The organism is Gillisella vitis (assembly GCF_001541345.2).
GTDB classification, from domain to species: domain Bacteria; phylum Pseudomonadota; class Alphaproteobacteria; order Rhizobiales; family Rhizobiaceae; genus Allorhizobium; species Allorhizobium vitis.
On the sequence record NZ_LMVL02000002.1, the window covers coordinates 487,550 to 503,013 of the forward strand.

Consider the following 15,464-nt stretch of genomic DNA (forward strand, 5'->3'; position numbering starts at 1 on the left):
TGCGGTGGGGGCGATGATTGCGATTGGTCCGGAGTTTGCCGCAGGCATAGCGGAAGGCGTTTGCGAGGATGGATTACTGCGCATGACGCACCTCCTCTACCTTGGCGGACGGGTCGATCAAGGCTCCATCATCGGCAGGCACGTATTTTCCAAACCGTGGATCCATATATCTTGCATTGAGATACATGAGGCCGGTTTCGGGATCGAAGCGCTCGCCGATATAGTTTTTCTGGGTGGTCATCGCCTTGTTGCTGGTCTCGCCATAGGCGGCATAGTCGGTGCTTTCGACGACCTCGCCCGCTATGTTGGTCACGAAGCGGACCGAAGACAGATGGTCACGGTGCAGGAAGTAGGCATTGTTGCCGACCAGCTTGATGTCCATATGAGGATAGCGCGTGAAGGCGTTCGCGGCCATGTCGAACTCGACATCCGCATTGTAATATAGAGTTGTGCCGTTGCTGCCGATCTTCTTGGCGCGACGCTCCGTCGGGGCCATAAGCAAAGCTGGTCGTGGAGCCGTATAAAAAGTACGGCAAGGCCAACGTGACATCGCTCGTTGAGCGGGTGAGCCGCTTTACGGTTTTGCTAAGCAACAATGATCGGCAGTCTCGTCCGGTCATGGATGGCATCATCCGGGCACTGAAGGGGCTCCCTCACCTCGCCCGGCGAGCGCGGAAATGGCTTTAGAGAGACGTCGACCCCTTGTCCTTAGCCGACGCCGATCTGATGGAGATCTGCAATCGGCTCAACACCACGCCGCGCAAATGCCTTGGCTATCGAACGCCGGCTGACGTATTCCGCAAGAAACTAATCGCTCAGATTCGACATGACAGGTAGCTTGAAAGCCCCGCAAGTCGCGCTTCAGCGTGAACTCACAATCTTATAATTCCGGTGCTGGATAGTGCTCAAGAAAAAACACCTCACCAACTGGGCATGCTGGATAAATCCATTCGGCCCAATTTTCCTTAAGCCACGCAGTCGAAAGCATTTTTGTGCCTGTCAAAATTGCTTCAGGTGGTGGCCTGACAAAGGTATGGCCAGCACTATATCCGGTCGCTACCATGATCCCCAGAGGTCGTTCAGATACGGAAGTCTCTACGACCATAAAATCCACGACATTCTCATATGGATATTGTCCGCGTACCCGAAAAATCGCACCACGGGCGATCGCTTCAAAATTGAGCTCTATAAGTTTCTGCATCTAAATCTTCAGATCGTGTCTGCCTTTTGTGTCCGGCTTTCCTGTTTGATTACCGTCAATGTCAAACTCTCCTAAATGTTTACCCCTTTTGTCTGCTTTTTCGAATCTACCCTTTTCAGTATCTATTGACCAATAATCTTTCTTCTTATCTTTATATACATCTCTACCATTTACTTTACTTATTTTTGCATCTCTCTGCCATCCATTTTTAGAGGCAACATCTTTTAGAGTATCCTTAATTCTAGCTACCCTTTCACCCGTACTATAACCCTGAATGCTTTTTTCAAAATCTTGAGCATTATCATAGCAGTTGCCATTATGTACCCAAAGCGCTGTTTTGCCTGCGAAAAAAGTATGGTCTTTTTCAATCTCAAGATTAAAGGCATGCAAAGGCTTAGAAGATAAATATTTATGTGCACTAATCCTTGCAGTTTTTCCGCCAGATACCACCAGAAGCTGCCCAACGGAAAGACTTCTCGCACGGACAAAACCTACGCCATCTACAAAAAACGGATGGCGACCATCGGAAAGAATTGTCTCCGTGACATCTGTTCCATTTTTCTTTTTCGTCACGGTCAAAATGGTGGTGTCTGGATCGACGTTCTCATAAGTTTTGAGAACTCTCTGAAAATTCTCCTTGCCAGACCCCTCATTGCGGGCAAGGACAAAATCGCCAACCTTAATTTCGGAAATAGGAACTAGGCCAAATTTAGTAACTACAGGAGTTTCAGGTGCTAGACTGCATGCTACACCCCACATCTCTCTAGCAACTTTGCGCTCAACGGATATTCCATCCTCAGCTCTCTTGGCAAGCTTTGCGGCCGTTGCATAATCACCTGGGCCAGGCATTGCACCGAATAACGAAAGGCCAGCACCAACCAAATCACCCCTCGCCAAACTAACGGCTGCATTAACAGCGTCGATAGGAGCGCCTACGACTGGCGCCATCCCCCCAATGTCCAACGCAGTTTGAATGTCATTCAAAGTGTCTTCAATTGAGGGAGGTTGAAAACCCGTGTTCCAAGATCCATTTCCCATGTGCCCATTCGGGTCGCTCTTGTTGACCGGGTCATTTGACGCATATGCATATCGGTTAGTGCCGACCCCTTCCTTTGTCGGATCCCAGTCATCTGGCGAAATAAAGCGACCGAACCGTGGATCCATATATCTGGCATTGAGATACATAAGGCCTGTTTCGGGATCGAAGCGCTCGCCGATATAGTTTTTCTGGGTGGTCATCGCCTTGTTGCTGGTCTCGCCATAGGCGGCATAGTCGGTGCTTTCGACGACCTCGCCCGCTATGTTGGTCACGAAGCGGACCGAAGACAGATGGTCACGGTGCAGGAAGTAGGCATTGTTGCCGACCAGCTTGATGTCCATATGCGGATAGCGCGTGAAGGTGTTGGCGGCCATGTCGAACTCGACATCCGCACTGTAGTATAAGGTCGTGCCGTTGCTGCCAATCTTCTTGGCGCGCGCTCCGTCGGGGCCATAAGCAAAGCTGGTCGTGGAGCCGTTGGCTGTGACCGAGGCGACACGATTGGCGAGGTCGTAGTTCAGCTGGCGGCTACCGTCATTGATCATATTGCCGTTGGCATCATAGCTAAAGGCGACACCGTTGAGCGATGTCGGTGCATGCGGTCGGGAGGAACCGGCTGACGGATAGGCAAAACTGCCGGCCAGACGTGAGCGGCTGATCAGATTGTCATTGTCAGCGTAGGTGAAGGTTTCGCTATAGGCGGGATTGTTGGCCCGGATGGCTGTCGCGACCCGACCGAAACGGTCGTAGCTGTAAGTCCAGTCATTGGCCGTGCCGTCTTCATCAATGCTCGTGATACGACCGGCGGCATCGCGGCTGTAGCTCGCGCCCAACAGCCGGGTGCCGGCGGAATTCTGGGTGACGATACCCGTCAGCCAGCCACGCTCGGGCGAATAGCTGAAGGTCGTTGTCACGCCATTGGCATAGCTGATCGAGGCCGTCTGCCCATCCGGCATATAGGTCGTGCTGTTGATGTAGCCCGGGATCGTCAGCAACTGACCCTTGCGGTCGTAGATCCAGTGGGAAGACGAGGAGCCAATCGTCAAGCTTGGCCGATCATTGTAGATCTTATAGATCGGCCGCTTGCCTTGGTCGTAGGCAGTCGAATCGTCGTGGGCGATTGTGTCAACGGCATGGAACTTCTGAACCTCCAGGCCATCAGCATTATAGTTAAACTTCTGCACCATGGTCGGGCTTTGTGCAGTCGTCAGTTGGCCGAGGTTATAAACGCCAACTCTTTGCTCATCATAGCTGTTTTGAGCGAGCAAACTTCCGGCATCACCGGCAATGTTTACATTATAGGCCTTTTTCTGAACGATCCTCCCGATCGAATCATAGCTGATGGTAATCCTGGCGCCGCGGGCATCCAGCTGACTAGTCAGTCGGTTCGCATTGTCATACGCATAGTACCAGGTGCCCATATCCGGATCGGTGACAGAGAGGCGATTACCCAGCAGATCGTAGCCATACCACCATGTGGCACCATTATTATCCTGAACCTGGATCATTCTATGGGCATCATCGAAGGTTGCGGCATGGATCCAGCGCGCAACGATACCTCCGTCCGTGGCGGGGGCCGAACGCTGGACAATGCCGACCGTATCGCCCGCCGTTGACGTGAACGTCTGGGTCTGGATGCCGATCTCATCGGTGACATAAGTTCCGAAGATCGTGACATTCGAGGATCGGTCGATTGAGCCGACAAGGGCATAGTCGTAGATTTTTGCTGTTCCATCTGGATTTGTCGCCCTGAGTGGGCGTCCATTCCAGTCATAGGTGGTCGTGGTTGAGTAGGCTGTCGTGCCTTCTGCGAAGGGTCGGGTGACGCGGGAAACGTTACCGCGGGCGTCGTAATCCGTGTCGACGATCGTTGATGGATTGATGGAATCACCGAACGTATAGGTTCGGCGAATGCGGCCGAGGCCATCAAAATAGGAATCGACCTGTGAATCGCTGGCACCATTCGGCATGCTGGTCATCTTAGCGATGTGCTGCGACGATGTTCCCCAATTGTAATAGGCCGTGCGTTCATAGGCGCCAGTGACCGCGTTAATCGACTGGGTCTGCCTGCACAACGCGTCATAGGTGTAGCCGGTCCCAACACCGTTAAAGTCATAGGTATTGGCAGGAGCCGAGCAAATTCCATTATAGTTCGCGGTCTTCAACAGGCCATTCTGATAGCCGGTTCCGGTGAGGAACTGGTGATAGGTGTCGTCGTAACTGTAAGTAATTTTGTCGCCGGCCCCATTGGTTTCAGAGACCTTGTTGCCATAGCTGTCATAGGTGAAGGTGTTTGTCTGGTAGTTATTTAAATCGACGTAATCACGGCGTGTGGTTAGATCGCCTTTGGTTGGCGAGGCCCCAAAATCCAGACCGTCATATGCGTAAGTCTGATAGCTGAGAAGCGTGCCACTGGTTGTTGCGCCCTTGTAACTCGCCTTCCCACTGAGAGTCGAGACGATATAGCTTCCAGGGTTGTATGCTCTGTGAGAAACTGTTGTTGTTTCGTCACCGTTGATGGCTGGCCTGCCGAAGTTGGTTTCCTGAGCAACATTCCCATAGGTGTCGTAGGTCCATTCGGTTCTGAGGCGCAGTGCCGCTGCCTTTTCTGTATATTGCGTCTCTGTCGCTTGTTTCAGTGCGGTGTAGGGTATGGAGGCGTTGTTGGCTGTGTAGTTATTGGAAACCACTTTACCGGCATTGGCATCATCACCAGTATAGGCGACGGTTGCTGGCAATCCGACGGTTGCCATATCCTGAAGGTATGTCGTCTTGACGGTGTTGCGTGCGGATTGACCGTTGGCGAGCGGCAGGGTCTTTGTGACCTCGCCAAAGCCCATGAACTTGCGCTTTGCTGACAGATAAAGGCCCTTGGGATAGGAATAATCGGTGGTGGCCGCCGTACCATGAGCGTCGTTGAGCGAGATCGAGCTGACGGTCTGGAGCGCGAAGGGAAGATAGGTATTCTGCCATTTGGTCGAAGGCGTATAGCGCACCGAGACCTTCGCCCCCTCTGGCGTCGTCATCCCCGTCATCAGGTTCGGGAAGTCACCCGTCGATCGACCGTAACTGACATAATGAGGCTTTCCTTTAAAGGCCTTGGTGCAATCTGGACCGTGATACGTATAGCTACCATCTCGCTGATTGTATGTGCGACCTCCGCAGGCTATATCCGGCGCGCTTAACAGATCAGAAAGACCATCGCCATCGAAATCGCCGATGGTCGCAAAACTACTGTTCAATTTAAGACTATCGAACGCAATATAAGATTTATTGGTCTTATTCCGTATCCGCATGAGCAACCAGTTTCTCGCGCCATAAGCATCATAATCTTCAGTGCTTTTAACCCCAACCCCAACCTCTGCTTTCTGATCGCCGTCAACATCTGACGCGAAAATGCTGATAGCGCTGTAATATGTATTGTCTGCGCTTGCTGGCGTATAAGTTTTGCCATAGCTCCCAGTCCATGCCTGATACGTCTTGCCATTGAAGAGGTACCCGGAAACGGAAACGCTATAGGACGGATTTCTGTAATTATTGTCACTTGTATTGCCAGCGTCGTAGACAACCGAATATTGAACCAGGTCGTCCAGGCCATCGCCGTTTAGGTCGATGAACAGGCAGTTTCTGACGCAAGGGGAACTGAGCAGCTTGCGCTTGACCCAAACACCGTTTTCAAACGAGTCGGCTCGCAAAGAGGTGTCACCTGTGTACATTCTCTGGATACGTCCATCGCCGAACAGTTCAGCCATGCCGACCGTCTGATCCGTCACCTTCACAAGCTTGTCCGTACCACTTCCATCGTAGTCAACCGGGGTTTTGTAATCAGCGCCAAGGCCGCACATTGCCTTGGTTGCGCTATTGGTGATCATAGCGTCGCCAGATGTGGCGCTGCAGGTATTTACCTCAACGCTAAAGCCTGCGCTGTTCCTGGTCAGGACGACTTCATCGCGAATTTTTGAATTGTCCCCCCTAAGCAACATTTGCTTGCCGGTTTCCCCGGTCCGAAACCGTCCAACGTGGAATTTAGGCGCAACCTTCGTGCATTTAACCGCTGACATGTCAGCAATGGCAAAGCTCGTAGAGCCGGCCTGACTGAATACCATTCCGCAATCGCTCGTCAGGATTTCGGAAACTCCGTCATCATCGACATCGACTGGAATATAATTGGGAGACAAATCCTCTGCCATTGCCTTCGCGGCGATCGCGCTTGTTGACACGGTCTGGCTAAAGTCGGTTCCGTTTGCATAAGAGAATGTGGTGGCCGGCAGAGAGGTGCCGCCGGTAATGGCATTGACACTGCTCAAGGTGAGATCGGAGCCGTACTTCTGCACCGATGTCAAACGCGATGCATCGTTCTCCGGCGCCTGATCGTAATTGAGAGCGTAGCCGCTGATGGTGCTGCTACCGGTCTTGACGACGATGGTCTTCAGGCGGCGCGTCGTCTGCGCCAACGAATTGCCGGTTGCCATGATCAGCGGATCGGGCCGCGCCTCATAAAAGAAATTGACCGTCCTGTTGTTGTAGCTGATCACCGAGGGATAGCAGACCGGAAGCGTATCGCAGGTGTAGCTGTAACTGGCCGTGTTGCCATGGGTATCGGTGACACTTTTGACTAGCCAGCGATAATTGGTCGCCTCGACAGCTGTGCTGGTCGAGCCCATCAACGATGCGGTGGAGGCCAGCACCGTCTTGGTGCCGTCGCGTGCCGTGATCTCCCAGGTGTTGGAGGAGGATACGTAAAGGATCCGCAGATAGTTCTCGGTCTCGCCAACCCAGTTGCCGCCAACCTGGCAGGAGACACCGGCATTGTTGGTCGAGGTGCAGCTGGCAAGCGGCTCGCCGTTAAGCATGTAGACGTCGTTGGCGTCATAGGCCGGAATACCGCGCGCTGGCCGCGCCCGCTCGATAACGGCTACGCCTTCGAGGCCCCAGCCATAGCCGAGCCAGCCTTGATAAAGGCCATTAACCTTGGTGCGGCGGGAGCTATCGTACTTGAAGGACAGTTTAGGCTCTACACCAAAACTCGTGGGTACATCGATCGGGTATTCCTGGACGAAGGCACCGGAACTGGAGACATCGCTAGCCTTGGGGGCGACGGCAATCTGCTGGGGATCACCAAGCGCTGTATCGGCATATGCGCAATTACTTATAAATAAAGAAAGGCATGCAGAAGCCACGGCCAAAGCAACGGTCCGTCCGGTCATCATTTAAGTGTCCCCACACTAAAATAGAAATATATGAAATACCCAAAATGTCACCGCTATCCCCGGCAATGACATATAAACCTGTATTCAGGATTTTGAAGATGTAAAGAGGCAAGCTGAAATATTATTTCAAAAATAGCTTATAGTTATTAAATATAACTATTTTCCAAGGAAAAAACTAAAATTAAACTGTGGACCAAATGCACGGCAGCAAGGATTCAGACTCCTTATTCCACAATCATAACGATAGGGTTGCAGGGGCATAGGGTGGGATCATGCGGTGGATATCAAAAGCGTTGTTTTCAGCTTAACGGCTGTTTTGTTGTTTGGCTGCGCGTCTGAAAACAGCAACGACCGCTGGGACTCGTTGATGGAAGGTGTGGGCACGGATGGGCGTCAACACACGGTCATCGCCTCAAAATCTGCTCCTATCCTGCCTTCTAACGGTGGACAATCCGTTTCAGGCTTCGCCGTTCCCGGAACGGGTCAGTTTACCGCAGCACAGCAGCCTGGTGTCGTGGAAGAGGCCACATCAGGTGGCGGACAAAGCTACACAATCAATTTGGTAAATGCTCCCGTTGCTCAGGCCTCAAAACGGGTTCTGGGCGACATCATGGGCTATACCTATGTTATCGACCCAAATGTGTCGGGCAACGTAACCGTTCAAACCAGTGAACCCGTCGATAAAAAAAGCCTTCTGAACATCTTTGAAGTGGCTTTGTCGATGAACAACGCTGCTCTTGTTCAAAAAAATGGTCAATACGCCATCGTTCCCTCCAGTAGCGCCCTCTCCAACACGTCCGTTATGTCTGGCTCTGCATCGACCAAGGGGCCCGGAACCAAAATGGAAGTCATTCAGCTGAAATACATTTCGGCGGATGATATGAAGGACATCATCGAAAAAACCGGGCGCCCGAATGCGGTCCTGAGAACGGATCCAGAAAGAAATTACATTATTGTCGCCGGTGACGGCAGTGAGCTCTCGGCTCTTCGCGACACGATTGGGGTATTTGACGTCGATTGGATGAAGGGAATGTCGACGGCGATCTATCCTTTAAAGACATCAAAGCCTCAGGACGTAGCCAAGGAACTCACCTCTGTTTTTGGGGCGGGGGACGGGCCAAATGGAAAGGTGATAAGATTTATCCCGAATTCCAGATTGAATGCCGTTCTGGTTATTACCTCAAGACCGGCTTACCTCAGCAAAATTCAGGCATGGATCGCCAAACTCGACGCTGTTGCTCAAAACAATGACGAACAACTTTTCGTCTACCAAATCCAAAATCGGTCCGCCTCTGAATTAGCGGAGGTCTTGCAGAACGTCATAAGCCAGAAAGGCAAGGGAGCGGCATCAACAAGCAACGTAGCGCCGAATCTTGCAGCCACGACTGACACTGCAACATCTTTGGCGACGACAAGCGGCGACATGCTGGCTGAGGTCGCTGGCATGAGCACCGAAAGCGTCCCGAAAATCGTCGCCGACAATCAGAACAACTCTTTGCTGATTTCAACGACTCCACGCCAATATAAGCGGATAGAGCAAATTCTCCGTCAGGTCGATGTGATGCCTGTGCAGGTTTTCCTTGAGGCCATCATTGCCGAGGTCACTCTGAATGATCAACTTCAATTCGGGATACGGTGGTATCTCGATCACGGTCCAAACGGCGTTGGCTTTTCCGATCTTGCTTCAGGCGCGGCATCCGCAGCCTATCCTGGCTTTGCCTGGACACATATTTCCGGAGACGTACAGACAGCCTTGAATGCACTGTCCACGGTGACGAAAGTCAAAGTGATATCTTCTCCGAGCCTCATGGTGATTAACAACCAGGCAGCGACACTCCAGGTCGGCGATCAGGTGCCGACCATCACGCAGTCGAGCGCCAGCACGACGTCTGCCAACTCCGCTATCGTCAATTCGGTCGAGTTAAAAGATACAGGTATCATTCTCGCCGTCACGCCGCGTATCAACACGTCGGGGCGCGTGACGCTCGATATCAAACAGGAAGCAAGCAACGTCACGCAAACAACGACGTCAGGCATCGACAGCCCGACGATCCAGCAGCGTAAGATTTCCACCCGCGTAGTCGTGAGTGACGGTGAAAGCATTGCCCTCGGCGGACTTATTCAGGAGCGGAAAAGCATTGCCGATAAAAAGGTTCCGGTGTTCGGGGACATTCCTGTATTAGGTTCGGCATTCAAGTCCAAAACCGACACGATTTCCCGCACAGAACTCGTCATCTTTATAAGACCGAGGATTGTACAGGATGTCCAACAGGCCCGAGACATCACCGCTGAATTCCGTGGTCAATTCGAACGGGGGCAATTGCAAACCAATGGTCAGCGAATGCGTCAGGACATCAAACGGATCGCACAATGACAGCTTTTGATTGGATAAGCGTTTTGTTCGTGGGGCAATTGCTCGTCATCAGCGCGATTGACATAAAGACGCTGCGCATCCCCCAGGTGTTGAGTCTTTGCCTCGGGTTGACTGGTGCTACGATTTCTTTTGAGCAGGGATTTAGGACATATATCGATATCGGATTGTCGATGTTGGTCTTCGGCGGACTGTTTTTGATCATCCGACTTGTTCACAGCAGATTGACGGCGCGTGTTGGCCTAGGGATGGGGGACGTTAAACTTGCAGCGGCAATCGGTTGCTGGATTAAATTGGACGCACTTGCAATGTTCCTGGCAATTGCCAGTTGTTCGGGACTTTTCGTGGTCTTAGCAGCAAAGGTCAGACGACCAGCCTTAAATCTGCGGACGTTTCGGCTTCCTTTTGGTCCCTTCCTCTGTGCTTCCGCAGCCAGTGTATGGTTTACGCAATAGATGGCTATCGACTAGCCTTTTTTACCAGGTGGCATTCATGCAAGCGATATCAGCCGACATCAAGACGAACAGATCCAACCAGGATGAAAGTTATTCGGACGCAGGATTTTCCCTCGTCGAATTGCTTGTTGTCGTCGCGATTATGGGGCTGTTGATCGGCCTTGTTGCGCCTCGGGTGCTACGTTATCTCGACACAGCAAAAGTCGAGAGCGCAAAGACACAGATACACAACATTCAATCGGCCCTGGAGCTCTATTATCTCGATACCGGAACCTATCCTTCGCAGAGCGAGGGACTCTCAGCACTTTCCGTAGCGCCTGCCAGTGCGAAAGTCTGGAACGGCCCGTATCTGAAAGGCGCTGATAGTCTCAAGGATCCTTGGGGGCATGTCTACGTTTATAAGCCTGCAGAAGCAGGCCAGGGACCTCTTGTGATTTCTTTTGGACGCGACGGAAAAGAAGGGGGCGATGGTGAAGATCACGATCTTCCCTGATTGGATGACGTCTGGCTCAGGGCTTTGGTCTGATTTGTGCGACGGACTAGCATACTTCAGCGCAGCTTTGCGTCGAACGGATCAATCTTTGCAAAGCGAAGGCGATCTGGTTGTCTTAGTGACACATACCGCCATCACTAAGACGGGCGCGCGACATCAAGAAGGGCGCTCGGCACTCGGTTGGCGAGGGCACATTCGGGCGATTTCGGAAACGATGGTCGATGTCGTTCTGGATGAAGACGTCGTTGTCAGGCGCGATCTTCTTGAGCACAGGCTGCCATCGTCGATTTTGCTGCCGATGGCCGAACTGGACATTTGCAACAACACGCCTTTTCGGCCCGAAGCGGTTGTTATTATTTTGGAGCGGTTTTCCTCCAAGAGTGCAGGGAAAGGCTATTTCCTCGCAAAAAGACGAGTTTTTGAGAGACTCGACACGTTTCTTTCCGAGAACAAGCTGAAAGTTCGCCGCATATTTGTGAAGCATGGTTCGCAAATTTATCGGGTAAAGGCGACCGCAGGCCTCCCGAACAAACCATCTGTTGTCGGTGACATGATGCAGATGTCGCGACGGTTTCTCATGCCAGCCTTCATCTGTCTTACAATCGCCGCCGCAGTATTTACCTTTGGCATTCGTGTAAATGCCCGTCTTTACGAATTGCAGTCTGCGATAACGGAGATTGAACCGAAGGCGAAAGCGGCGCGCAAGATAATCGACACAAGCCAAGAGAGGAGAAACCTCGTCGTCGCGCTTCGGGCACGCAGCGTTACCAATGGCGATGTGTTGAAAACAGTCGAAGCGCTGACACGTACATTGCCAGATGATACCTTTTTGACCGAACTAAAAATTGCCGACGCCAAGGTTGAGATTGCCGGCCTTTCGAAATCGGCAGCGTCGCTTCCCGGACGACTGCAAAAGACCGGCTTATTCTTCGATGTGACGTTTTCCTCCGGTATCGCTCGCGCAGTCGGATTTGATGCGGATCGTTTTTCGATGAACATGAGGCGTTAAACGATGCGGCAACGGTTCACGGCGTTGGTTCTCAGTCTCGATATAAGACAGAGGCGTTTGATCCTCCTGATATGTGGCCTCGCCGCCGCTATATGCGCTCTATCGATGGTTCTTGGTGCGGTTGAGAGTGCAATTTCAGGTCTTTCGCAAATCGACGACGCTCGCCGCCGTCTGGGTCTCTACCAGACGATTGTCGCATCCGCAGAGCAGCTGAAACTGACGCCGACCGAGCCGACAGATCAGATCAGCGGGTTTGTGTTTCGCGGGGAAACCGATGAAATCATTCGTGCGGAGATCAATGGCATCTTGAAAGCGTCGGCAGTGCGGCACGGTTTGCAGATCAACACGATCAATGACATTCCGTCCAAGGGGTTGCCGAACGTCAAGTTGGTTGGACTAAGGGTCAACGCTTACGGTTCGTTCGAACCTATACAATCCGTTTTGCTTGAGCTTGAGCAAACAATCCCTCCCGTGTTCATCGGCTCGTTGACGCTGGGCTCGAGTTATACACCCGGCGGTGTGGAAGGTGATTTGAATATCAATGTCACACTGGATCTCTTCGGTGCGGCAAATGCCTTTCCGCCTGGGGATAGATAGAATGCACCAGCGTCAGATTCTCATGATAGGTGCTTTCGGCCTCGCAATTCCATCGCTCCTCACAGCGATCGCCTTTCCGATCACCATATCTCCGCTTCAACCAGTATCAAAACGAGAAACGACTTCACTGACATCTGCCGCCGGCCCTGTCGATCAGGAACTCAATCTCCTTGAAGTAACGGCTCGTCCTTTGATGTCTCCCACGCGCCGGCCGTTTGTAAAACCACAACCACCGCCGATGGTCGTTATGGCGCCGCTCCTCGACACCGGCGCCAACAATGCTGTCTTGAACCCACCTCAACGCATGGCACCCGACATCAATTTTGAGCAAAACGTGAAGGTTCTCGGAATATCCGGTGACGATCGGATTTGGATGGCTCTATTGGCGTCGGCAAATGGTGAGCTGCGATGGTTGCAGGTCGGGGACGAATTTGCGGGGGCAAAAATCGTCCGCATTAATAGGAACGCCGTTGAGCTTCAGCCGGTCAATCTGTCCACTTCGACCGTTACTCTTTACCTCTATCCCGACCTCATCAAGTGCGAAGGTTGTCCCTGAACGTGGCGAGGTTTCTTGTTCCATCACGAGCCTGGAAAATTGGCGCAAAGAGCCGTGATGAGGGGTTTGCACTCGTCGCCGTTCTGTTGTTTGTCTTATTAATCGCTTCGGTCCTGGCAATCCTTTCGCAGACGAACAGGGTCTCCGTTTCAGCTGCGATATCTGCACAGGAACGATTTGAGATGAGGCAACAGATCATCGGCGTAGCACGGGTCGCCTATCTCTTTGAAGACAAGCGCAGGCCTGGTCAGGTGTGGTGGCAGTGCAAATTGCAAATGTCCGACCTTCTCGTCTCCTTTCAACAAACAGCGAGCCTTGTTGACTTGAACGCCGGTCAACCGCAACAAATCACCAGGGCCTTTACTGCTTTGGGCAGAAGTGAAGATTTGGCGAATGCGGCAGCACAGCGACTGGCTGGCATGACCGACGCATCAGGCGGGGGCGCGGGACAATCCATCCAACAGGGCACTCCCTCCAAAGAATTCCTGTCGGTCGTCGAGCTCGAGGACATTATCATGATGAGCGACTTCGAGAAATCCTTGGTTCCATTGATTTTCACGGTCGACAATAAAACTGGTGGCATAAGCCCCGCTTCATTGGATGGACGTTTGGCTCACGCTTTATCCCAAAGCAACACGGATTTGGTTTCCGTATTTAATGCGGAAAGCGCGACAGTTAACATCATCGAATTTTCTCCAGGTCGCGACTTTGGGACCCAGTATACATTTGTCTTGTCCTTGCCTTCTGGCAAAGCCCGTGTTCCCTTCATGAAGCAGAACGTTCAGCGTCCAATTACAAAGGTGGCTCGAGATCAATTGACCCTGAGCGTCGCTTCATGCCCCCGCGACCTTCAAACTTTGCTGAAAGGAACGGGCTGAATGGCCGCACAGGCTGGATACGACAGCTTTTTCAAGTTTCTTGAAGCGGAGGGGGGACTGGGAAACGAGTCAATCAGTCGTCTTAAGACGGTTGTAAGGACAAGCCGACTACCTCTCGATGTCATCATCACTGAACTGGGTGTGGCAACGGATGTCAGGCTGGTGGAACTGCTGTCCGCCTATCTTCGTAAGCCCGGTATATCGCTCGCAAGCGCAAATGAAGCACTGCTCGCAGACTACAATCTGGACTATGCTCGTTCGACTGGTCTTCTGCCGGTGGAGGTCGTGGATAACCGTGTGGTGATGGCTATGGCCGATCCTCTGGATCAAGGCGCAATATCTCTCAACGAACTGTATTTTGAAAAGCCCATCGATGTCAGAGCCGCTACCCGCAAAGCTATCCAAGATGCTGTGGAGGTCTTGAAACGTGAGACCGAGATGCCCCCTGCAGCTCCGACGATAGAAAGCCAAGCGATGGAGAGCGATGATGTCGCCCGCTTGAAAGATCTTGCGCTGGAGGCACCAATTGTAAATCTCGTGATACAGATGGCTCAGCTCGCTTACGAGACCGGCTCGACTGATATTCACATTGAACCCCTGAGCGATCAGATCAGAATCCGCAACCGAGTGGATGGGGTCCTTCATATCGTTCAGACATTGCCCAAACCGATGCTAGCCGGCTTGACGACGCGAATAAAAATTCTGTCTTCTCTCAACATTGCCGAGCGGCGCATTCCTCAAGATGGGCGCATGCGGCTATCAATTCGTGGGCAGGAGGTGGATTTTCGTGTGTCTACTGTTCCCTCCGTGCACGGAGAAACTATTGTGCTCAGGCTTTTGCGCCACTCTGCTGGCGTCACGACGCTAGAAGGCCTCGGTTATCGAACGGCTGACATCGACAGGCTTAGGAAGGCTAGTCAGTCGCCGAATGGTCTGATTATCGTTACTGGTCCAACCGGTAGCGGTAAGACAACGACACTTTATGCGCTCATCGCTACTTTGAACCGGCCGGGCGTTAAAATCTTTACCATCGAAGACCCGGTTGAATATCGGATGGAGGGGATTACGCAACTTCAGGTCAACCAAGACATTGGACTGGACTTTCCAAAGGCTCTGCGATCGGTGCTACGACAAGATCCAGATATTATCCTTGTGGGTGAAATTCGAGATCGAGAGACGGCGCAAATCGCCCTACAGGCTGCTTTGACAGGCCATCTGGTTTTGACGACCCTTCATACCAACGACGCTGTCGGCGCGGTCACACGCTTACAAGATATTGGCGTCGATCCGTATCTCATTTCTGCAACGACTAAATTGGTCATTGCGCAACGCCTTCTAAGACGATCTTGCAAACATCTAAATGTTGTTTCGGGCGAGAGCTGTGACAGATGCGGAGGAACCGGATATTCTGGTCGCACCGTCGCCTATGAAATTGTCGAAATCGATGCTGAGTTGAAATCTATGATCGACCGACGTGCAACAGAGCAGGCCCTGCGGACCGCAGTTCAAGCCTCGGGTACCAAGTCGCTGAATGCTTTCGCGAACGATCTTGTCGAGCAGAATGTGACAACACGAGACGAGGTGTTGCGTGTCATTCAACAGGATCCAACTGATGGCTAGAATTTTTGGCCGGGTGCGGAAGGATGACATCAGGT

11 protein-coding genes and 1 pseudogene are annotated in these 15,464 nt (G+C 52.2%); 9 read left to right on the forward strand and 3 right to left on the reverse strand.

All coding sequences use genetic code 11. The features are described from left to right. Positions 1–73 precede the first annotated feature (73 nt). Positions 74–496 (reverse strand): RHS repeat domain-containing protein, encoded by a 423-nt coding sequence (locus ASB66_RS07185; RefSeq protein WP_060718005.1) that lies wholly within the window; start codon positions 494–496, stop codon positions 74–76. Positions 497–522: 26 nt separating this feature from the next. Between ASB66_RS07185 and ASB66_RS26665 the strand changes: the two are divergent. Continuing rightward, positions 523–837, forward strand: a pseudogene (locus ASB66_RS26665) (IS30 family transposase); the annotation flags it as partial. A 43-nt stretch (positions 838–880) separates the two neighbouring features. Here the strand turns inward: ASB66_RS26665 and imm45 are convergent. Together imm45 and ASB66_RS07200 are read right to left on the reverse strand one after the other, a co-directional pair. Then, on the reverse strand, positions 881–1,201 hold the full coding sequence (gene imm45 / locus ASB66_RS07195) for an Imm45 family immunity protein (RefSeq protein WP_060718004.1): 321 nt from the start codon (positions 1,199–1,201) through the stop codon (positions 881–883). Next, the gene (locus ASB66_RS07200) at positions 1,202–7,447 is read right to left on the reverse strand and encodes a polymorphic toxin-type HINT domain-containing protein (RefSeq protein ID WP_206781795.1); all 6,246 of its coding nucleotides are present in this window, start codon (positions 7,445–7,447) and stop codon (positions 1,202–1,204) included. A gap of 280 nt (positions 7,448–7,727) precedes the next feature. On the opposite strand from ASB66_RS07200, the gene gspD reads away from it, so the two are divergent. The 8 genes from gspD to ASB66_RS07240 are packed head-to-tail and all read left to right on the forward strand — an operon-like array spanning position 7,728 to position 15,429. Continuing rightward, positions 7,728–9,824, forward strand: a complete 2,097-nt coding sequence (gene gspD, locus ASB66_RS07205) for a type II secretion system secretin GspD (RefSeq protein ID WP_234614323.1) — start codon at positions 7,728–7,730, stop codon at positions 9,822–9,824. Then, positions 9,821–10,276 carry a prepilin peptidase gene (locus ASB66_RS07210; RefSeq protein ID WP_060718002.1) on the forward strand — a complete coding sequence of 152 codons (456 nt, stop codon included), beginning with the start codon at positions 9,821–9,823 and terminating at the stop codon, positions 10,274–10,276. The genes gspD and ASB66_RS07210 overlap by 4 nt, the downstream gene beginning before the upstream one ends. Before the next feature lie 37 nt (positions 10,277–10,313). Continuing rightward, entirely contained in the window at positions 10,314–10,769 is a 456-nt protein-coding gene (gene gspG, locus ASB66_RS07215; protein WP_060718001.1) for a type II secretion system major pseudopilin GspG, read from the forward strand. Then, positions 10,744–11,778: a PilN domain-containing protein gene (locus ASB66_RS07220; protein ID WP_147274017.1), complete on the forward strand. Its 1,035-nt coding sequence runs from the start codon at positions 10,744–10,746 to the stop codon at positions 11,776–11,778. The genes gspG and ASB66_RS07220 overlap by 26 nt, the downstream gene beginning before the upstream one ends. A gap of 3 nt (positions 11,779–11,781) precedes the next feature. Beyond that, complete coding sequence (gspM, locus tag ASB66_RS07225) at positions 11,782–12,375, forward strand: type II secretion system protein GspM (protein WP_081089026.1); 594 nt, start codon at positions 11,782–11,784, stop codon at positions 12,373–12,375. A gap of 1 nt (position 12,376) precedes the next feature. After that, positions 12,377–12,931, forward strand: coding sequence for a hypothetical protein (locus ASB66_RS07230; protein WP_060717998.1), 555 nt, complete (start codon positions 12,377–12,379; stop codon positions 12,929–12,931). 2 nt (positions 12,932–12,933) lie between these two features. Further along, positions 12,934–13,809: a hypothetical protein gene (locus tag ASB66_RS07235; protein ID WP_060717997.1), complete on the forward strand. Its 876-nt coding sequence runs from the start codon at positions 12,934–12,936 to the stop codon at positions 13,807–13,809. Beyond that, entirely contained in the window at positions 13,810–15,429 is a 1,620-nt protein-coding gene (locus tag ASB66_RS07240; RefSeq protein WP_060717996.1) for a GspE/PulE family protein, read from the forward strand. It begins immediately after the preceding gene. Positions 15,430–15,464: the final 35 nt, after the last annotated feature.